This is a genomic window from Micromonospora sp. WMMD980 (assembly GCF_029626035.1).
Lineage (GTDB): Bacteria > Actinomycetota > Actinomycetes > Mycobacteriales > Micromonosporaceae > Micromonospora.
This window is the reverse complement of sequence record NZ_JARUBE010000003.1, coordinates 5080776-5100832: the sequence shown is the minus strand read 5'-3', so window position 1 is coordinate 5100832 and position 20057 is coordinate 5080776. Positions and strand designations below refer to the sequence as shown.

16 protein-coding genes are annotated in these 20057 nt (G+C 68.0%); 4 read left to right on the top strand and 12 right to left on the bottom strand.

Features of this window, described 5'->3' with window-relative positions; translation table 11 throughout:
* Positions 1-99: 99 nt before the first annotated feature.
* Together O7618_RS23985 and O7618_RS23980 are read right to left on the bottom strand one after the other, a co-directional pair.
* The gene (locus tag O7618_RS23985; RefSeq protein ID WP_278108379.1) at positions 100-360 is read right to left on the bottom strand and encodes a hypothetical protein; all 261 of its coding nucleotides are present in this window, start codon (positions 358-360) and stop codon (positions 100-102) included.
* Positions 361-483: 123 nt separating this feature from the next.
* On the bottom strand, positions 484-1266 hold the full coding sequence (locus O7618_RS23980) for a transposase family protein (protein WP_278108378.1): 783 nt from the start codon (positions 1264-1266) through the stop codon (positions 484-486).
* A 432-nt stretch (positions 1267-1698) separates the two neighbouring features.
* Between O7618_RS23980 and O7618_RS23975 the strand changes: the two genes are divergently transcribed.
* Complete coding sequence (locus tag O7618_RS23975; protein WP_278108377.1) at positions 1699-4602, top strand: Z1 domain-containing protein; 2904 nt, start codon at positions 1699-1701, stop codon at positions 4600-4602.
* 61 nt (positions 4603-4663) lie between these two features.
* Entirely contained in the window at positions 4664-5608 is a 945-nt protein-coding gene (locus tag O7618_RS23970) for a DUF4268 domain-containing protein (RefSeq protein ID WP_278108376.1), read from the top strand.
* A gap of 49 nt (positions 5609-5657) precedes the next feature.
* Here O7618_RS23970 and O7618_RS23965 read toward each other — a convergent pair whose 3' ends face one another.
* From O7618_RS23965 to O7618_RS23935, 7 genes are all read right to left on the bottom strand, one after another.
* The gene (locus O7618_RS23965) at positions 5658-6701 is read right to left on the bottom strand and encodes a PD-(D/E)XK motif protein (RefSeq protein ID WP_278108375.1); all 1044 of its coding nucleotides are present in this window, start codon (positions 6699-6701) and stop codon (positions 5658-5660) included.
* Positions 6698-9400: a Z1 domain-containing protein gene (locus O7618_RS23960; protein WP_278108374.1), complete on the bottom strand. Its 2703-nt coding sequence runs from the start codon at positions 9398-9400 to the stop codon at positions 6698-6700. Before O7618_RS23960 ends, O7618_RS23965 begins: the two co-directional genes overlap by 4 nt.
* 52 nt (positions 9401-9452) lie before the next feature.
* The gene (locus tag O7618_RS23955) at positions 9453-10334 is read right to left on the bottom strand and encodes a hypothetical protein (RefSeq protein WP_278108373.1); all 882 of its coding nucleotides are present in this window, start codon (positions 10332-10334) and stop codon (positions 9453-9455) included.
* Between the two features lie 78 nt (positions 10335-10412).
* The gene (locus O7618_RS23950) at positions 10413-11693 is read right to left on the bottom strand and encodes an IS701 family transposase (RefSeq protein ID WP_278103967.1); all 1281 of its coding nucleotides are present in this window, start codon (positions 11691-11693) and stop codon (positions 10413-10415) included.
* Between the two features lie 82 nt (positions 11694-11775).
* Entirely contained in the window at positions 11776-12018 is a 243-nt protein-coding gene (locus O7618_RS23945; RefSeq protein ID WP_278108372.1) for a hypothetical protein, read from the bottom strand.
* Positions 12019-12060: 42 nt separating this feature from the next.
* Entirely contained in the window at positions 12061-13230 is a 1170-nt protein-coding gene (locus O7618_RS23940) for an ISAs1 family transposase (protein ID WP_278104995.1), read from the bottom strand.
* Between the two features lie 120 nt (positions 13231-13350).
* Positions 13351-13677, bottom strand: a complete 327-nt coding sequence (locus tag O7618_RS23935; protein WP_278108371.1) for an ATP-binding protein — start codon at positions 13675-13677, stop codon at positions 13351-13353.
* 381 nt (positions 13678-14058) lie between these two features.
* Here O7618_RS23935 and O7618_RS23930 point away from each other — a divergent pair, with 381 nt between their 5' ends.
* Positions 14059-14931 (top strand): restriction endonuclease, encoded by an 873-nt coding sequence (locus tag O7618_RS23930; protein ID WP_278108370.1) that lies wholly within the window; start codon positions 14059-14061, stop codon positions 14929-14931.
* Between the two features lie 1222 nt (positions 14932-16153).
* On the opposite strand, the gene O7618_RS23925 is transcribed toward O7618_RS23930, so the two are convergent.
* On the bottom strand, positions 16154-16489 hold the full coding sequence (locus O7618_RS23925; RefSeq protein ID WP_278108369.1) for a hypothetical protein: 336 nt from the start codon (positions 16487-16489) through the stop codon (positions 16154-16156).
* A gap of 321 nt (positions 16490-16810) precedes the next feature.
* Between O7618_RS23925 and O7618_RS23920 the strand changes: the two genes are divergently transcribed.
* Positions 16811-17893 (top strand): NAD-dependent epimerase/dehydratase family protein, encoded by a 1083-nt coding sequence (locus O7618_RS23920; protein WP_278108368.1) that lies wholly within the window; start codon positions 16811-16813, stop codon positions 17891-17893.
* A 119-nt stretch (positions 17894-18012) separates the two neighbouring features.
* On the opposite strand, the gene O7618_RS23915 is transcribed toward O7618_RS23920, so the two are convergent.
* On the bottom strand, positions 18013-19209 hold the full coding sequence (locus O7618_RS23915) for a hypothetical protein (protein ID WP_278108367.1): 1197 nt from the start codon (positions 19207-19209) through the stop codon (positions 18013-18015).
* Between the two features lie 82 nt (positions 19210-19291).
* Positions 19292-20041, bottom strand: a complete 750-nt coding sequence (locus tag O7618_RS23910) for a ZIP family zinc transporter (RefSeq protein WP_278108366.1) — start codon at positions 20039-20041, stop codon at positions 19292-19294.
* Positions 20042-20057: the final 16 nt, after the last annotated feature.

The following is a 20057-nucleotide window of genomic DNA, read 5'->3' as shown; positions in this document are numbered from 1 at the left end:
CACCACGACGGACAACGCATGATCGAGATCGCCGTCACCGATCCGCGGCTTTTCGTTGACGCCTACCCGCTGCTGTGCGCTGTAGCCGATCGAGTCCAGCTAGATCAGCAGACATTGACTGCCGCGCTCGCCGAGACCCTGCGTCGCTTGGGCCACCTCCTGCAGACGGAGGATGTCCTGTCGCAGGAAAGGGAAACCGGGCTTGTCGGAGAACTGCTGTTCCTCGCAGGCCTCGTGCACGTCGTCGGGCCGGACGCCGCACTGACGGCATGGCGCGGCGGGCAGGCCGAGGAACACGACTTCGGGCTGGACGAGCACGACGTCGAGGTCAAGACCACGACGTCGGAGCGACGCGCGCACTGGATCTCCTCGCTGACCCAGATGGTCGCGACCGGCGACCGGCCGCTCTGGCTGGTGTCCCTGCAGATCACCGCGGCGGGCAGCGGCGGTTGTTCCCTCCCGGAACTTATCAGTGAGCCATTTTCATCCTGCGTAGCGGTTCGCTTCGACGTGGTGCAGGACGAGAATGGCTTGGACGATCGCGGTGGCTCGGCGTGGGCAGGATCGCAGCTTGACCAGGATCTTCCAGGTCTTGAGTGTGGCGATCGCTCGTTCTCCGCGGGCGCGGATCTTCGCGTGGGCCCGGTTCACGGCCTTCTGCCTGCGTGACAGCTTCGGTCGGAAGCGGCGCCGCTTGAACGGGGTGCGGACACTACCGTGGGCGCCCTGGTAGCCCTTGTCGGCGAAGGTCATCACGTCCGCGCTGGTCAGGGCATCGATGATGCCGTGATGGCGGGCGGCGCTCAGGTCGTGTGCCGAACCGGGCAGTGCCGGTGATGCCCACACGAGCCGGCCGGCGGCGTCCGCGATGACCTGCACGTTCACGCCGTGGCGTTTGTGTTTGCCGCTGTAGTAGGGCTTCTGCTCGGCGACTCGGTCGATCGGGATCAGCGTGCCGTCCAGGATCGCGTACGCCAGTAGCCGGATGCGTCGCATCGCGGTGTCCAGGTCGTCGGCTGCCGAGCTGAGCAGGGCTATCGCCTCCTGGACGTAGCGCCAGGCGGTGGCGACGCCGATCTCGAAGCCGGCCGCGAGTCGGGTGTAGGTGTCGCCGTTGCGCAGATGGGCCAGAGCCAGCAGCGCCTGCCGGCCGGGTGTGAGGCGCCGCCACCGGGATCGGTGCTGCTTGCGGTGGCCGCGGATGCGTTCGGCGAGGTGGTTCAGGGTGCGGCTGGACAACGGAATCGTGGCGGGGTAGGACAGCATGGCGAGGCTCCCGGTTAGGGCTTCGAGTCTTGGTCGACAGCTGTCCTACCTGGAGCCTCGCACCCATCGATCACCGGGACCGCCGCACCCGCCCTGAGCTGCCAAATCAGCTTGGAAATGGCTCAGTAGAGCCCGTGCCCTTCTGCCCACCACGACCCGGCACACCGAATTCGACGGCCTGTTGCAAGCCTCGGGCTGGCGTGACCGGTACACGGCCACCTGCCAGCGTCGCTGGCGACTACGAACCCGTCCTCAGGCATTTGCGGTTACCGAAGCGTTTCCCCGCCTAACAACGCAGCTGCTTACTCAGGCCGGTGTCGACGGCACCCGTGTGACCGACATCCGCTACCGGCTGGACCTGACCGGGCTCAGCGACGATGAGACGCCGCAAATCCTGACCGACGTACTCGCGAGGGGACAACGGGAACTGCCATGAGCGACATCGTCACCACCGCATACAGTGCGGCGCTTGCCGCCATGCAGCGCACGGGCCCCAAGCGTCTGCACGCCTTGGCCGCCATGCTGGGCGCTGACGCCCCCGACATTGCCAACGGCTCCGCGCTTCTGACCCACCTGCGCGACGCCGGACCTGAAGATGCCCTACGCCAGCAGATCGCACACACGCTGGCCGGGTGGGACCATGAGCAGAGCAGCGCCCCTTGGACCGATGGCACCAGCCACAACACCGCCGAACGGCGCGCGGCGGTGATGGCCGCGCTCGCCGTCGACGACCCGACGGCGGACCTAATCGCCGACCTGTTCCCCTACGCCGTCGCAGACGGGGTCATCGTCATCGCCGACGACTGGGAGGAGTGGCGCACCCCGCAACGCCGCACCGAGCGCACCTTCTATTGGGCGCACTATCACCGTTACCTGCTCGACAAGTGGCGAAACCCCGACGCTGTCGCTGACCTCGACAGGGCCACCGAGGAGGTCGTCCGGCGTCTGTCCGACCCGACTCGACCCGTTGCGTACCAGGCCAAGGGCCTCGTCGTTGGATACGTCCAGAGCGGCAAGACCGCCAATTTCACCGGCGTCGTGGCCAAGGCCGTTGACGCCGGGTACCGGCTCGTCATCGTCCTCACCGGCACCACGAACATGCTGCGCGCACAGACCCAGCGGCGTCTCGACATCGAACTGTGCGGTCGGGAGAACATCGAACGGGAGATCTCCCCCCACGACCAGAAGGTCCACGAGTACCAGAACGACCCCGACTGGAAGGGCGACTGCTTCGTCCGACATGGGGGGCGACCCTCCGACGCCGGATACCCCGACATCCACCGCTTGAGCAACCATGCCGGCGACTACAAGCGGCTCAAGATGGGTTTCTCCGCCCTCGAGTTCAGGGGGCGCGAGCGTAACCGGAAGTTTTTTGACCCAGCGAATCTTCACACCAGCGACGCCCGTCTCGTTGTCGCCAAGAAGAACGCCTCCGTCCTCGAAGCACTGGTGGCGGACCTGGGTCGCATCAGTGAGCGTCTCGGCGAGGTGCCCGTCCTCATCATCGACGACGAGTCTGACCAGGCGTCGGTCAACACCGTCAGCCCGAAGAAGTGGAAGGAGGACAGCAGAAAACGCACCGCGATCAACCGGCTCATCGGGCAACTGCTGCGAATGATGCCCCGCGCCCAGTACGTCGGCTACACCGCCACCCCGTACGCCAACGTGTTCATCGACCCCTCCGACGTCGAGGACATCTTCCCCCGCGACTTCCTCATCTCCCTGCCGCGTCCCGCTGGCTACATGGGCGCAGAGGACTTCCACGACTTCGACGCCGAACTAGCCCTCGAACAGCGTCCCCTCGAAACCTCGAAGGAGCGGGCCCACGTCCGGTACCTCGCCGACGAACCCGACGACGGCGAACTGCGCCACGCCGTGGACATGTTCGTCCTCACCGGTGCCCTCAAGTTGTACCGACAACGGCACGGAACGTCCTACCGGCACCACACCATGCTCGTTCACGAGGCAATGGGCAAAGACTCCCACCGGCAGACAGCCGAGCTGATCGGCCACCTGTGGAACACCGCCGGCTACTACCGGCCTAGCGGATTGGCGCGGCTACGCGACCTGTACATCACCGACGTCCTGCCCGTATCTCGCGCGCAGGCACCCACACTGCTTGCACCGGCCGATTTCGACGACCTGCGCGACGACATCGGCGAGGCGCTCAGACTCATTAGCCCCGCCGACCGTAACGGCAGCCCGGTCATCGTCGTGAACAGCGACACCGACCTTGAGAGGCAGCAGGAGAGCCTCGACTTCGACCAGCGGGAGATCTGGCGCATCCTCGTCGGCGGCAACAAGCTCGCTCGTGGTTTCACCGTCGAAGGGCTTACCGTCACCTACTACCGGCGCGCCACGGCTCAGGTCGACACCCTCATGCAGATGGGCCGCTGGTTCGGCTTCCGACCCGGCTACCGAGACCTGGTCCGCCTCTACACCACCCCAGACCTGCACGACATGTTCGAGGCCGCCTGCCGCGACGAGGACTTCCTCCGTCGCGAACTGCGCCAGTACGCGGACCCGGCCGACGGTACGCCGCAGCTGACCCCTCGACAGATCCCACCCCTGATCGCCCAACACCGCCCGGATCTGCGCCCGACCGGTCGCAACAAGATGTGGAACGCCAAGCTCGTCATGAAGAGCTCACCGGGCAAGCCCATGGAACCCGTGGCCTTCCCGACGTCCACGACAAAGATCAAGCACAACCTCGAGCAGTGGAAGCCACTGCTCGCTGCCGCAACCCAACGGACTGTCGAGTTCGCAGTCCCGGGAGCCAAGACCACCTACGAGGCGGGAGTGGCAGTTGTCAGTCACGCAACACTCCTGACCGTCCTCGGCAACATCAAGTGGCTGGCCGACGACACCTTCCAACCGGAACTTGCGTGGCTACGCCAACTGCGTCCCGATCAACTCGCACGGTGGGTCGTGCTCATACCCCAACAGACCAGGTCCACCACCCGACGCGTCGTCGCCGGGCACGGGCCGTTCAGCGTCTTCGAGCGCCAACGCACCTCGTCCGGCGCCTCGTTCCGGGTCTTCAGCGAGGATCGACACCGCAACGCGGCCACGAGAATCGCCGGGGTCGACACCTCGATTCCGGATCCGGGGGCCGATGCGCTCAGGGGCGAGGCCACCGGATCGGTCATCCTCTACCCGACCGTCGAGAGGGACAACCTTGACGGCAACCAGAATGAGGTCATCTCCTCCGAGAAGATCACCATCGGATTCCATTTAGTCACTCCCCTAACCGCCGCGCCGGCCGGCGGGAAACTGATGCACTGGGTGACCTTGGACAGGGCGAACCCGAGAGCGCTGGTAGTCGATGCACGCTGATGCGCCCCGAGGCGCGGGCACGCCTTCGGCGGAGGAGGGCCCGACGGCGGGGTGGCTCCAGTTGGGAAGGCTGGAGGTGGTCGACGCGCGGGAGGTCTGGCCGCACGAGGCCCACGACTTCACACCGTGGCTGTTGGCGAATGCCGGGGCCCTCGGCGACGTGCTGGGCATGGATCTCGAGCTTTCCGCTGCCGAGCATCCGGTGGGCACGTTCGCCCTTGATCTCATCGGCGTGGACCAGGCAACCGGCGAGTTGGTGATCGTTGAGAACCAGCTCGCGCCGACGGACCACACCAATCTCGGCCAGCTGTTGACCTACGCCGGCGGCACCGACGCGGTAAACGTGGTCTGGATCGCGACGCGATTCCGTGAGGAGCACCGTGCCGCCCTCGACTGGCTCAATACCCGCACCGACGAGGCGACGAGGTTCTTCGGCGTCGAGGTCGGCGTCGTCCGCATCGCGGCTTCCCCGCCAGCTCCTCTGCTGCGGCTCGTCGCTCAGCCCAACGACTGGGGTAAGTCGGTCAGGGCGAAGGCCCAGGCGGAGGGCGGTTCGTCGAAGGGCCAGGCGTACCAGAGGTTCTGGACGCAGATGTTGGCCGAGCTGTCCGGTCGCCAACTCGACTGGACGCGGTCGGGCAAGGGGCTTGTGCAGAACTGGCTCGCCCTGCCGTCTGGAACCACCGGGATTACCTTCAGGTGCTCGTTCGGCCGAGCGGGTCTATGCAGCGAGATCTTCTTCGAGAGTCCCGAGCCTGCCCTGAACGACGCCCGCTTCGCGGCCGCCGAGGCGAAGCGGGAGACCATCGAGGGCACCTACGGCGGACCTCTGCGGTTCGATCCGCTCATCGGCAAGAAGGGGTGCCGGATCGCGGACTACCGCACTGGTCAGATCGGGTTGACCGAGGACTGGCAGGAGTATGTCGAGTGGTTCATCGCTTGCCAGACCAGGCTGCGTACGGCGATGACCAACGTGTTCGGGTCGATGACCCCGATGGGACGGTGATCCGCCCACCGGCGACCGGCCGAGGTGTCAGAAGGCCCGGTCACCCCGGTCACCGAACGGAGGCGAGGGCGGACAGCGCGGTAGTTGCCCGTGGATCATCCGCGACGAGCCAGTCGCGGCAGGCCGTAGTGTCGAGCGTGTATCCGACATCGGTGATCCCGGTCGGTAGGCCTGTAGGGAACGTCGCGGACGTCAAGCGTGGGAAGCCCTCGCCAACCTCGTAGAGCGACTGGTGGAGCAGCCGCCACGATCCGTCGTACCTACCCAGGTCGGCCGGAGTCCAGCCGGCTGAGGCGAGGCGCTTGTCGAAATCGTCGGCGAGAAGATCGTCGTGTCGGACCGATGTGCGAGCCTCCCGGATCAGGTCGTCGAGAGTGATCTCGCCCAGAGGATCGGCCGTCAGCCGCAGCGACATCAGGTACAGGACGCCGGACACGGGCGTAGCCAGCTGATCGAGCGAGCCGATCCGGTGGACTGTGGGTCCGGTAGAGGAGCCGCTCGTCTTCACCTCGACCGACAGCCGGGTGCTGGTGAAGTCGTGCCTTCCGCCCAACGGTCCCTGCCACGACCTGACCGCGTACCGGGTGAGAGACGGCAACCAGCGGGTGAGCAGCCAGAGTTCGCCGATCAGTCCGAGTTGGGCGCCGACGCCGAGGCCCTCGGCCGGAACAGACCAGAACTTGCGCCACCGCTCCGCCGTGTCAGTGATGGCAGCTGGGTCGGCCGACGAGCTGGCGGACAACGCGTTGACAACTTCCTGCGCGAAGGACGTGAACAGTCTCTGCAGAGCGGGCTCGGGGCAGCTGAGGTCTACCCAGTAGTTCTCGTCCTCGTCCGTTCGGTGGACCCTCAGTCGGCGGACCTCGGCGTATAGACCTCGACTCTGTCGTGGTGCGCGAAAGCCCGTGGATGCTGGCAGAGGGATCAGCAGGTGCCGTCGTCCGGTGGCGTCGACCGCGGCCAGCACCGGTCCACCGGGCCAGTCTGCGACGCGCTGCGCCTCCAACTGCAGGCCGGTCGGGGTCGGCAGCGAGCGCCACAGGATCTCCAGAGCCTCCGGATCACTCAGGCGCTGCTCGTCGGCGTCGGTCATGCCGTGACCGGGCCGGGCGACCCGACGACGTAGCGGATGGTTCCCGGGCTCTCCGAGGCCGGGAAGCTGATCGCCATCCCAATGACTGTCTCGCCCTGCTCGTCGGGATTGTCGAACAGCGGTTGCCTGGGTTGTCCCTTGGGTTCGCCGGACAACGCCGGCTCCTTGGGTCTGCTGTAGGCGCTGATCGGGTAGAGCAGGAGCAACCCCTCCGTGGGCGTCCGCCGGTGGCGCAGCGCGACGGGGTAGCTAACGTCGCTGTTCTCCGCGACCTCCGCCGCCCACTTGCGGTCCTCGTCGCCGAGGCCGATGTCCTCGTCGCCGGCACCCGGATTGCCGCGGCTGACCGGGTTGACGAGCGAGCCAATGCTGGTTTCGGAGAGCCCGTGGCGGGCGCGGCTGATACAGGCCACGGGTCCGCATCCCTGAATGTGCAGGTCCTCGCTGCCCAGGCCCGTGTCGATGTTCTGCCGGCCGCGGACAGCCACCCTCCACCGCGCCAGTTCACGGTGCTTGGCCTGCGTCGCAATGTACTCGCGCAGGGCCAGACTCGAGCGTTGGGAGCCGGGCGCTGTCCGGTACCCCGCGTCGCCGAGGAACTCCTCGACATCGCGCCAGTCCACGTCGCTCCACGCGGGCAGACCGTCGGCGCCTGTCGCGTTCGGTGGGCCGAGTCTGCTCAGGAATCGGCGGGTCGCGTCGAGGTTGTACCGCAGCCAGTCCCGGTCGTCGAGGCGGAACAGGATGGTTTGAAACAATGTGCCCGAGAAGTCGTAACTGATCTCCTGTGCGCTGCCCATCCTGTTCGGGGCGGTGATGCGCATCGTCTCATGGGCCCGGATCCGGGGGGCGAAGTCGCGAGGGGTCTTTCCGAGTACCTCGTACAGCCGGATCTCGCGCCTGAGATCCTCCTCCGCGGTTGCCAGGTCCCGGAAGCGCTGGTTGAGGTCCGCGGTGGTCCACAGCCGGGTCAGGTCGACATAGTCCTCGCGGTAGCCGAACCACCGGCCCATCTGCAGCAGGGTGTCGAAATAGTTGGCGTTACGGACGTAGTACGAGACGAGGAGACCCTCGATCGTCAGACCGCGCGACAGTTTGTTGCCGCCGACGACCACCGCCCGCAGGTCGGGGTTGCGCTCGTAGTCCAGCTCGTCCGCGGACCTGTTGTGCAGGACGAGAACGGGAAGTTCTCCGCGGAACAGACGGGCGACCGCCGGCTCGATCTCGGAAAAGTCGACGCGTCGGTCCGGCGCGATGGCGTCGGTGACAGGGACGAACTTCTCCTCCCAACGGCGTTGGAACTCGGGTGAGGCGTGCTCGTTGTCGTAGCGCCAACGCTGCCGCAGCACGGACAGCCGTTCGCGGACCAGCGCCGCAATGGCGTCCTGCTGGTAGGTGTACTGGGATCCGTGGATAAGCATCGCGCTCGCCGGTGAGCCGCCAGTGCGGGTGTCGCGGGCGGCCGTGGCGAGTATGAAATCTGCGAGTGCGTGGTCGAGACTCTGCGGAAGGGCGTTCACCGCAGGCGCCCCCCGGGCTGGCGTGAGCAGGCGGGCCTCATGGTCGCGCACCTGACGGATAACATCGATCTCCTGGACGTTCTCGCCGCCCTCACCGGCCAGCGCCTCACGGCCGAAGAGGCGTTCCGGTCCGTAGTAGCCGTGGGGCGGGGGGAGCGAAGCGATGAAATCCCGCGGATACAGGTCCTCGGCGACCTCCCGGTCCATCGCCTCGTGGTTGATGAGGACGTTGGCGAACGGGGTGGCAGTGTATCCGACGTAGCTGGCGCGCCTGAGGCGGTGCAGCAGCCGCCGAACGAGCCCGTTGATGACCGAGGGGTTGATCTCCTCTGCCTGGGTGTGGTCCGACACCCGGTCCAGGCCGTCAGCGGCGGCGTCGACGTCGTCAGCGACCAAGTCGACGACCTCATCGAGGAGCTGTCTGTTTCCGCCGGTGTTGATGCTTGCCTGGTCGGCCTCGTCGTCGATGACGAGCACGGGTGTGCTGACCGGTTGCCGATCCTCGAGCCAGCCAACCAGACGACGCAGCACACTCGCGTTCTTCTTGATCACGAAGATCAGGGGAACGTTGCCCTGCAGGAGACTGGCGTCGGCCGTGCCGGGATGGAAGTCCTGCCAGACCTCCGCGCCGGTCATGCGGATGATCTGGCGCCCCTGCTCGGGAGCGCCGACACCTCGGCGGCCGACCTCGTCCGGGGCGAGGCCCAGTTCGTCCTCGAGCCGCAGCTGCGTCTGTCGACGTAGCGAATTGTGGATTCCGGAGAGCACGATGACGATGCGATAGCCCGCGTCGTACGCCTTAGCGATCAGTGCGGTGAAGTTGGCGGTCTTTCCGCTCTGCACGTAGCCGACGACCAGACCCCGAACCTGGAAGCCGCTGGGACCGGCGGGCCGGGGGTCTTCAAGCATCGACAAAATTCTGTCGGTGGCCGTGTCGATCGCGTCGATGGCGCTCTCGGTGCGCCCCTTTTCGACCAGCAGCCATTCTCGCAGCCGCGGCCAGTAGTAGCCGCCGGCAGGGTCGTAGCTGTCGAACCACGCTCGCGGCCCACCCCTGGACAGCACAGCAACCGGTTCGAGGGTCACGCGGTCGGCGTTCCACCGCCGGGCGACCTCGTCCCGTAGTTCCTCCGGCACGAAGCCGGCCAACGCCTGCTCCAGAGTCAGCCCGGTGCTCATGACGGCGCGGACGGCTCGCAGGTACGTTTCCGGCGCGTGTTGGTCCACCGGTTCAGAGGCCGAACTCACGGGCCACCTCCGGGTCTTCTCGTCGCAGCTCGTCGAGGATGAGACCCAGCGCGTCCGACTGCCCGGCGCGTTCGGCCGCCCGATGCAGGGCTGTAGCCACGGCCGGTGGCGCCGACACGCGAGGTCCCGAACCGCCGGACCTGCTCGCAGGCGGGCCCACGACGCCGTTGCCGATACTGCCGCCACCCCCGTGCGTGCCGGTCGTGGACGGCTTTGCCACAGGCTCGGCACCTCGCCGCTCCCCACCTGTCGAGGGCGGGGTTGCACCACCGTTGGGGGACGGTGACGGGGGTTCCGAGGGCGGCCGAGGGCGAGGGGACCTTTTCTTGTCGCCGCCGCGGTAGCGTTCCTGCGCCCGCTTGAGCAGATCGGCGACAGGCCGGTTCAGCTGCTCCTTGAGTTCCTCCGGCAGCCGTACCCGCATCTTCGAGATGTTGATCTCGAAGGCGTCGTCCAGGTCCGGCCAGAACTCCAGGGACGCCCGTGCCAGTTTCGTGTGTTCGTCCTGTGTGCGCATCCGTGACCATCCACCGGACTGGATCATGCGGTCAGCGCGGTAGACGTAGAAGCCCTGCTGGCGGTTCCAGTTCTGTGGGCCGCTGGCCCGCCGCCACGCGGCATCGCTACTGAACTCACGCTGTGCCGGAACGACAAATGGACTGAACCTCACCAGTCCGCCTGCCACCGGGAACTCCCCCACCGGAAGCGACTCGACCCGGGGTTCCGCTCGGACGAACGGATCCCACGCCTCGACCGGCGTTCCGTTGATAGTGATGTGGAGCTTCTTACGCCGCCGAGCCAGGCCGGAGATGAAGCGCCCGAAGACCATCCCGAGATGACGGTCGAGCTGTTCGGCAAGGGCCATCAGATACTTCTGCGCCCACCCTCCCCACGGGTCACGAAAACTGAGTATGCGGTCTAGTACGGCAGCCGCCATTCGTGATCATGGTGGGAATTCGAGGTTGAGGCGGCGGGCGTAGTGGGCTCGTTTGGCTCGTGCTTGGTGTCGGCGTCGCCATGTTGACCAGCGCAAACGGTAGGCGATGCTGCGGGTCGGCCGGATGAGCAGGATGTTGATCAGGCGGCGGATCTCGTTGACGGTCAGCTCGATCATGTCGGGTTGACCGTGACGGTCTGCTGTTCGGGCGTCGGCGGCGCAGATCGCGAGGACCGCGAGGGCTGCCAGGGCCAGGGTGGTGAACCGGTGCCAGGACGTCCAGCGGCGGACTTGGTGCTGGTCAAGACCGACCTGACCCTTTCCGGCCTGGAACGATTCCTCCACGACCCAACGAACTCCCGCTACCCGCACGAGCTGGGCGAGGGTGGCCGGGCCGGGTGTCCAGCAACGGTAGAAGGCCAGCTCACCGGTGGTGTTGTTGCGGCGGATCAGCAGACTGTGCCGGCCGTCGTCGTCCGAGTCGCCGTCGGCGCCGACGTCGGTCAGCCATGCCCAGTCGTAGAACCGTGGCCCTTTCGACCCGTCGCCGGCACTGCGCCGGGTCCACGCGGTGGCAGGCAGGTCGGCGGCCAGCCGGTCGGCGCGACAACGGGTCTTCCCGCCGTCGATCGGCACGAGATGATCGCAGGAGACCGCCAGGACGTAGCCGAGGCGCAGTTTGCGCAGTTCACCCCGCAGCCGAGTGTTGTTGCCGTAGGCCTCGTCCGCAGCGACCCATCGGGCCGGGACCAGGGCTTGAACAGCGGCGGTGATCATGTCGTCGGCCAGCTCGGATCGGGTGGCGAACGCGACGTCGTCCGGGACGCCGGCCTGCTCACACCGCTGTCGATCGTCGGTCCAGGACTTCGGTAGGTAGACCCGGCGGTCGATCAGGGTGTGGCCGTGTCTGCTCGCGTAGGCCAGGAACACGCCAACCTGCGCGTTCTCGATCCGCCCGGCGGTGCCGGTGTATTGGCGCTGGACACCGACGGTGTGCACACCTTTTTTCAGATCGCCGGTCTCGTCAACGACGAGGACCCCGTCGGGGTCGCCAAGCCGGTCGACGACGACCTGTCGCACGTCGTCACGCACCGCGTCGGCGTCCCACTTCGCCCGATACAGCAACCTCTGCATCGCGTCCGGCCGGCCATGCCCGGCCTGCTCCGCCAACTGCCAACACGTCTTGATTTCGATATTCGTGAGCAGCCCTGTCACGAACGCCGCCGCCGCCCGCCGCGGCTCCACCCGCCCGAACCGTCCCGCGAACGCATCGCACACCCCGGCCAGGACCTGCCGCCACCGGGCAGGGTCTACGCTGTGGCACGCGGCCACCGCCAGATCTGAAGTTATGTCCACAGCAGACAGACGATCACGCGGTGGCCGCACCTCGTCTACCGACCCCCACCAGCAACATCTCAAACGGCGGCTGCCGTACTAGGTCCTCCCACATCACAACGGTCCCCGTCGACTCCCTGAGCGGCGCGATCAGCGGCTCCGGCCGCTCGGCGCCGGTGAGGTGCAGAATCTCCCAACGGTCGGTCGCCGTCACGTGGTCCAGATCGAGCCGCCGCACCTCGATCGTGCGGCGGTTCGGATCGGTACGGCTGGCCACGCTGATACGCCGGCACTGGGACACAGGGCCCCGGCAAAGTCGTCAGGTGATGCCGAGCAGTGCCAGCGGGCGGATGCTGTCGCGGGCGTGATGCCGGTTGGCGGCGGCGATGTTGGTGACGCCAGCGGTGCGGAGTGCGCCGATCGCGGCGTTGCGTAGAGCGGCCATGACCTCGGGTCCGGTGCCGGTGCGGATCTGGCTGCGGTCCTCGTCGTAGGTGACGTCGCGGACCCAGTGGACCTTGTTCTCGATCGACCAGTGCTCGCGGGTCCACGCTGCCAGTTGTGCTGGTTTTGCCTGGTGGACGCGGAGGTCGGTGATGGCGTAGACGGTCTCGGTGGTGAAGCGTTTCGGCTGGTCGAGGCGGCGTCTGCGGCGGCGGATCTGGATGGCTTGGGCGGCGTGCGGGAAGTCGATGCCGGTGGAGATCGTCAGGATCTTGCAGCTGCGGATCTCGCGGCGGCCGTGTCCGCGGTCGGTGTCGCGGGTGGCGTCGGGGACTGCCCGCCAGGGCAGTGCGGTGAGCTGGGCGTGCAGGTGGGGTTGGTTGCCTTTGACGGTCAGGATCCAGTGCGCGCCGCGCTCGGCGAGGTAGTCGACATGCTCGCGTTGGCAGTGCAGGGCGTCGGCGGTGATCACCGTGTCGCGCAGGTCGCTGATCTGGTCGAGCAGCGGCGCGAACCGGGTGATCTCGTTGGTCTTGCCGTCGACGTCGATGCTGGCCAGGACCACACCGGTGGCCTGGTCGCAGGCGGTCATCACGTGCCGGGCAGGGGTGTCGGTGGTGCGGGAGCCGCGCAGGGTCTTGCCGTCGACGGCGATCGCCCGGCCGGCCGTTGAGGTGGTGGCGGTGGCCCGGCCGGCGAGCCAGACACTGATCGCCGCGGTCAGTAGCTGCGGGTCCATGGCCTGTAACAGCCGGCGGATCATCGCCTCCGACGGGCGCCGGTCGGCAGGCATGCCCAGGGCGAGAGCCGTCGTGGCCGGCACGTCGGCGACCCATTCGGCGATCGCGGCGTACGAGCGGTAGCCGGCGACCACAGCACACACGGCTGCGGTGACCACGACCGTCAGCCGATGCCGGACACCTCGCCGGGCCCGTGGATCAGGCAGACCAGCGAGCGCTTCGGGCAGCCCACCAGCGGTTTCGGCAACGGTCAGAGCCGGTGCGCAGGACAGGGACGAGATCAGCGATGATGGCAGCGCGGGCATGACTCACTTCGGGCGATCAGCATGGCGTAGAGAACCTTGATGATCTTCTGAGCCGGTCATGCCCGCCTTGCTGCCACCACCAACGGCGCTTCTACCCCAAGCCTCACAAGTCGGACACCGTTACGACTTTGCCGGGGCCCTGCACTGGGACAGGCTCGCTGTCTTGAGACCGAGGCCGAACTTGCCGAGGTCACCCTCGCCATAGTCCTGCGCAGTTCCCAGCCGCATGGCCTCGGACACGCTCGCGCCGGTCATGCCGCTACCGTCGTCCACGATCCGGATCCAGGATTCAGGGCCGTCGAAGTGGAAGGTGATCCCGACCTTGCCGGCGCCCGCGGTGACACTGTTGTCGATCAGGTCCGCGACCGCGTTCGAGAATTCGTATCCGAGGTCACGAAGCGAGTTCGTCAACCTCGCCGCACTCGGAATGATCTCTTCGCGCCTCATCCGTTGCCCCCTCATGCACCGACTTCTCGGGCACCCGCAGCCCTGCCAGGTGTTGGCCGCGGGGGATCGCCAAAACTTCGATCACCTCGATCTTCGACGCCGGTCAGTATAGAGACGCGTTACGACACGTGCCCCGACTCGGCAGCGGACCCGTCCGCGGCCTGTCGCCCCTCGCGTGCCTGCCAGTCCGGCATGTTCATGGTCGTAGGTCGTCGGTGTCGTGCGACTGCACTGCGGGCTGTCGTGTTTCCGACCTTGGGAACCCCATGGTTGGCCTGGCTGCTGCTTGCGAGCTCCCGGGCGGCAGTCCCGCCACACCATCCGTGGAATTCGGTGATCGGCAGTAACGTCTGGGCTCCGGTCATACGGCAGACTTGGCGCATGGCACGCGCATTGGTACCGGACTACTCCCAACTGCTGTGGCCGACGGTCGCGGCAGTCCAAGCCCTAGGGGGTTCCGGCTCCATCGATGAGATCGTCGAGGCAGTGCTTGAGCGCCAAGACTTCACGGAGGAACAGCAGCAGGTTCTTCACGGGGATGGGCCCCGAACCGAGCTCGAGTATCGGCTAGCTTGGGCTCGTACCTACTTGAAGCGCATGAACCTCTTGGTCAACAGCCGCCGCGGCGTCTGGGCGCTGACTGAGCGGGGCCGTTTGGTTCAGCGCGACGACATACCTCGTCTTCGCGCTCAGGTCGTCGCGCAGCTCCGCGATGAACAGCGAGCCAAGCGCAACGCGCAGCAGGCCCAAGAAGTGACAGGCAGCGACGAGCAGCAGATAGACGACGAGCAGGACTGGCGGGAACAGTTGCTAGACGTTCTGATGTCCGTGCCTCCGGATGCGTTCGAGCGGCTGGCCCAGCGTCTGCTGCGCGAGGCAGGCTTCATCAGTGCGACGGTGACAGGACGAACGGGTGACGGCGGCATCGATGGGCTTGGGATATACCGCATGTCACTCGTGTCGTTTCCGGTCTTCTTTCAGTCCAAGCGGTATCGAGGCAGCGTTGGATCCGGTGCTGTCCGGGATTTTCGTGGTGCTATGGCGGGCCGAGGAGACAAGGGCCTGCTGATCACCACCGGAACCTTCACTGCGGAGGCTAAGGCCGAGGCGACTCGTGACGGCGCCCCGCCGGTAGACCTGATCGACGGACGGCGCCTATGCGATCTGCTGAAGGAGTATGAGCTGGGTGTACGGACGGCCACGCGCGTCGTAGAGGACGTGACCGTCGAGAAGGACTTCTTCGCTGACTTGTGACGTTCGAGAACCCTGACTGGGCCGGGCGTCAGGACCTCATGCCCGGCGTTCATCCTTCAGTGGCGGCCAGCTGCGATGACCTCGTAGGCCCTCTCCAAGTCCACTATCGTCCTCCACGCGGTCAGCGCAGCGGTGAATTTCGCATCGGTGGTCTCGGCAAGCTGTTCGCGCAACCGGAGAGCCAGGGTGTCCCGAGCCTGCTGTGGCTTGTTGTCGACGAAGGCGCGGACTTTCGCAGTCCGCCGCCGAGGTCCACCGCCTGCCCCAATAGCGGCGCGCCCCGGCTCGCAACCCGGGTACGCCGCCGCGCGTCGAGGCGTCGTCTTCGGTCACGGCGCTGATCGATCCGTTTTGCCGTTGGAACCCGGATCGCCGATCGAGGGCATGGCCCCTCGATCACGCCATCTGCCGCTGTTCGTCGCCACTCCTCGGCGCAGCATCTGCAACGGGACAACCTCCATCGCCCGAACCGACATCCGGTTGGCGGCCCGCCCGGGTTGAAGGAGACGTCAAGCGCTCGTCCCTGCCGGCGGTCCGCACGGCCCACCTACGCAGACGCCCGCTGCCCAACCGCATCCTGAGCGGTCGAGCACCCCGCGAGCCACCCGCGTCCGCATAGGACGCCAGCCATCGCGTTAATGGGCAAAACGGGGCAGGTGAACCGGCTCGTCACTTTCATAGGTGACGATGGAATGCAATGACAACTATGGATTAAAAGTCCTCAGCTCTGCCAATTGAGCTAACGGCCCGTTGGGCCATCAGGCTACCCGATCACCGGCTGCGGGGTTGAGGTCCGCCCAGCCTGCGCGGGCGGCCGGCACCGGGAGAACCGCCGGCCGCGCGGCGGCCCGCCGCATCATCGTCTGGACGCTACGTCGGAGCGGGAAACCCAGGCCCGAGCGGCGGGTAATCCACGCCAGGTTTGGCCCTGTTCGGGTGATTGTCAGGTGTCGTGCTGATGGCCCCTGGCGACGCAGTCGTCGTGGATGCGGGTCAGCTGCCGGGTCATGCGGGTGGCTGCGGGGTGGCCGGGATGTTGCTGGCGGTGGGTGGCGATGGTGTTGGTGAGCAGGGTCCGGGCGGCGTGGCAGTGGCCGAGGTCGTGCAGGACGAGGGCGGTCGTGGCGTGGATGGCGAGGGTTCGAGGACTCTGCGGGCCGTCGCTGTTCGATAGGTGCCCTTCCCCTCGTAGCGTGGGGGCCAGAGCTTGAGGGATAGAGGTTCATGGCTGAGACGAGACGCCAGTTCGAGCGGAGTCCCGGGCAGGGCGCAGGCAAGGCGGAGCAGGCTGATCGCGGTGTTGCGCCGGGTGGCCATGACGCGGGGTGCGTTGGCGGCTGGCGTCTTCGGCGTAGGTGGTGTCGCGGATGTGGTGCAGGATCTCGATGGCCCAGTGCCCGCGTAGGGCGTCGGCCAGGTCGGTGGGGCTGGCCTGGCCGGCGTTCAGGTCGTTCAGGTTGGTGATCGCGTCGACGGTGACGGTGGACCAGCGGCCGGTGGTCGCATTCAGTCGGCGACGCCGGATCCGCAGCGCTTGCACGGCGTGCGGGAAGTCCAACGCTGACCTGCTGATACCTGGCGACATTTTCCTGGAAATGGGCGCAAGAGTCCCAGACTGAAAGAGGCTACGGTAAGTAGAAGAGACAAAAAGCGCTTCTGGAAATTGAAGTCCACAGCTCTGCCATTGAGCCAGTGGCCCGCCCAGGCTACCGAAACCTTCCCGGCCCGGGCCTCCGGCTTCCACCGCCTGTCGATCTCCAGTCCCCGTCTGCCCGTGCTGTGCGCCCGCCGCCGGTGGTCGTCCCGTGGGAGGGGTGGGGAGGCACGAACCCCCGCCCCTGGGCGGTTGCGGGCCGGTTCAGCGGGTACCGCACCGGACATGCGCATCGTGATCGTGGGGGCCACCGGGAACGTCGGCACCGCCGTACTCCGCCGTCTGCGGCAGGAGTCGGCGGCCGAACTGGTCGGGGTGGCCCGCCGGCTGCCCGGGCCGGACGCCGGCGAACCGTACGACGACGTCCAGTGGCACTCCTGCGACATCGGCGCGCCCGGCGCCGCCGACGAGCTGGTGCGGATCTTCGCCGGGGCGCGGGCGGTCGTGCACCTGGGCTGGCAGATCCAGCCCAGCCACGACCGGCGCACGCTCTACCGGACCAACGTCGGCGGCAGCCGTGCGGTCGCCGAGGCCACCGTCCGGGCCGGCGTTCCCGCCCTGGTGTACGCCTCCTCGGTCGGCACCTACGCGCCAGGCCCGAAGGACCACCCGGTCAGCGAGAACTGGCCGGCGACCGGGGTGGAGACGTCCTCCTACAGCCGGGACAAGGCGGAGGTGGAGGCGCTGCTGGACGGCGTGGAGCGGGAGCACCCGGAGCTGCGGATCGTGCGGCTGCGGCCGGGGCTGATCTTCCAGCGCGAGGCCGGTACGGAGATCAGCCGCTACTTCCTCGGCCCGCTCGTGCCGGTGCGGCTGCTGCGCTACGGCCGGATCCCGCTGGTGCCCACGCATCGGCGGCTGCGGATGCAGGCGGTGCACGCCGACGACGTGGCCGACGCGTACGCCCGGGCGGTCATCGGCGACGCGCGCGGCGCCTTCAACGTGGCGACCGACCCGGTCCTCACGCCGGAGTTGGTGGCGCGGCACTTCCACGGCTGGACCGTGCCGGTGGCGGTGCCGGTGCTGCGGGGCGCGGCGGCGGTGACCTGGCGCGCGCGCCTGCAACCGGTGGACACCGGCTGGGTCGACCTGGCGTTGAACGTGCCGCTGATGTCCACCCACCGGGCCGAGACCGAACTCGGTTGGGAGCCCCGGGTCGACACGGTGACCGCCCTGCGGGAACTCGTCACCGGCATGGCGACGAGGGCCGGCACGAACTCACCGCCCCTGTCCACCGACCCCACCCTCCCCGGCCGCCCCGTCGCCCTGACAAAGGGCGCCCTCCCCGGCCGCCCCGACCCGTACTGACCCCGCCGCGCCGGCCGCAGGCTCGCCTCCGGTAGAGAAGGGGCCCCTTCTCTACCGGAGGCGTTAACAGGGGGCCCCTTCTCTACCGGAGGCGTTAACAGGGGGCCCCTCCTTCAGCCTCAGGAGAGGTGGGAGGAGGTCACCGACGGGGGTCGGGCGCCCAGGAAGAAGATGCCCGGGAAGCCCTTCGTCTCGAACCCACGGCTCGGGTTCCGCCGCAGGGTCGACCCGGAGATCGTCATGGTGCCGGTGCGGTTGTTGCTGACGAAGAAGACCGCCCCGCCGCCCTCGTTGGCGCTGTTGTCCTCGATGACCGTGCCGGCGAGATTCACCGTGAACTCGTTGCCGTCGCAGTAGATCGCGCCGCCGCTGCCGCCGCCGGGCGTGCCGCCCCGGGCCGGGTTCGCGCCGGTGCCGACCGCCCGGTTGTCGCGAAAGACGCTGTTCAGCACCGCCCAGGAGACGCCGATGCTGCTCAGCGCCGCGCCGTTGGCGCACACCCCGCCGGTGAAGGTGCTGCCCACCACGTACACCGGCTTGTTCTCGAACTGGCTGAGCACCCGCATCGCGGCGCCACCCAGGTCGGGGCCGGTGCGGTCGCAGCGGTTGTCGACGAACCGCGAGTTGACCACCTTGACCCGGCCGCCCCGGACGAAGATCGCGCCGCCCCCGCCGCCCTCGGTCCGGTCGCCCGTGGAGTTGCCGCCGGTGAACGTCAGGTTCTGCACGGTGAGCTGCGGGTGGTCCTGGTTCTGGCAGTGCGAGGTGGTGAAGCCCTGCGCCTGGTCGCAGGTGTTCATGTAGAGGATCCGCCGGCTGCCGCCGCCGCTGAGCGTGACCTTGCCGCCGCCGTCCAGCACGATGCGGGGGCCGTGCGAGTTCACCACCTTGGCGGTGGCCGTCATGGTGATGGTCACCGGCGCCGGGCCGCAGTCGAACGTGATGACGCCGCCGGCCGCGACCGCCTTCACCACCGCCGCCGAGGTGCAGCTCGCGGGCGTTCCGGTGCCGACGGTACGGGTCGGGCGCGACGTGTCCACCGCGCGCGCCTCGGCCGGCACGGTGGCCCGCCCGGCGGGGTTGCCGGCGCGTAACGCGGCAGCCGTCGGAGACGGGCTGGGCTTGGCGCTGCCGAAGCCGGCGCGGGCGCTCGGCGAGGCCGCCGGGGCGTCCGCCGCCGGGGCGGACACGGTGCCGGCTGGAGTCCCGGTGGCGGCCGCCGGGGCGGGCCGGTCGGACGGGTCGCCGCCGCAGCCGGTCAGCGTGGTGGTGGCCAGGGCGAGGGCGAGCAGGGAGACAGCGGACGTCACGCGCACCGCCCGATGCTAGGAGGCCGGACCGCCCGGGCACGACTCCGCCGGCGATCCTTAACCCGCCGCTAAGCCACCCGCCGGGGCGTCAGGTGTGGGAGAGGGCGAACGCGACCAGGAAGCCGAGCACGGTGATCAGGCCGACCAGCAGGTGCGCGTCCTCGAACGCCTCCGGGACCATGGTGTCGGTGATCATCGCCAGGATCGCGCCGCCGGCGAGCGCGGTGATGGTGGCCAACACCTCGGGCGGGGCGCCGCCGAGCAGCGTGTACCCGGCCAGCGACGCGGCGCCGGAGATCAACGCGATGGCGATCCAGAGCCCGAAGACATAACGGCGGGTCCGCCCGGCCTGCCGCATCCCGGCCGCGCTGGACAGCCCCTCCGGCACGTTGCTGAGGAAGACCGCGATCACCGTGACGAAGCTGACCGGGCCGCCGGCCAGCAGGCTCGTGCCGATCACCACCGACTCCGGTACGCCGTCGAGCAGCGCGCCGACCGCGATCGCGTTACCCGAACCGGGTTGCTCCTGCTCGGAGGGCTGCTCGTCGCCGGAGCGCTTGCGGTGCCGCGCCCCGCGCCGGGCCAGCAGCACGTTCGCCCCGGTGTACGCGAGCGCGCCGGCCGCCGCGCCGATCGCCACCGGCACCAGGCCACCCTGCTCGTGCGCCTCGTCGATCAGCTCGAACGAGACGGCGGAGAGCAGCACGCCGGCCCCGAACGCCATCACCGACGCGGTGGCCCGGCGCGGCACCCGCACGAAGAACCCGACGGCCGCCCCGATCAACAGGGCGGAACCGGCGAGCAGACCCCAGAATCCCGCTTCCAACCATCCCGGCACCCGCAGGAACCTACCC

What these genes read in the sequence shown, in the direction of transcription:
- O7618_RS23980 (WP_278108378.1), bottom strand. Translation starts at nt 1,266, where the DNA reads ATGCTGTCCTACCCCGCCACGATTCCGTTGTCCAGCCGCACCCTGAAC.
- O7618_RS23975 (WP_278108377.1), top strand. Translation starts at nt 1,699, where the DNA reads ATGAGCGACATCGTCACCACCGCATACAGTGCGGCGCTTGCCGCCATG.
- O7618_RS23965 (WP_278108375.1), bottom strand. Translation starts at nt 6,701, where the DNA reads ATGACCGACGCCGACGAGCAGCGCCTGAGTGATCCGGAGGCTCTGGAG.
- O7618_RS23960 (WP_278108374.1), bottom strand. Translation starts at nt 9,400, where the DNA reads ATGAGCACCGGGCTGACTCTGGAGCAGGCGTTGGCCGGCTTCGTGCCG.
- O7618_RS23955 (WP_278108373.1), bottom strand. Translation starts at nt 10,334, where the DNA reads ATGGCCCTTGCCGAACAGCTCGACCGTCATCTCGGGATGGTCTTCGGG.
- O7618_RS23940 (WP_278104995.1), bottom strand. Translation starts at nt 13,230, where the DNA reads ATGCCCGCGCTGCCATCATCGCTGATCTCGTCCCTGTCCTGCGCACCG.
- O7618_RS23935 (WP_278108371.1), bottom strand. Translation starts at nt 13,677, where the DNA reads ATGAGGCGCGAAGAGATCATTCCGAGTGCGGCGAGGTTGACGAACTCG.
- O7618_RS23930 (WP_278108370.1), top strand. Translation starts at nt 14,059, where the DNA reads ATGGCACGCGCATTGGTACCGGACTACTCCCAACTGCTGTGGCCGACG.
- O7618_RS23920 (WP_278108368.1), top strand. Translation starts at nt 16,811, where the DNA reads ATGCGCATCGTGATCGTGGGGGCCACCGGGAACGTCGGCACCGCCGTA.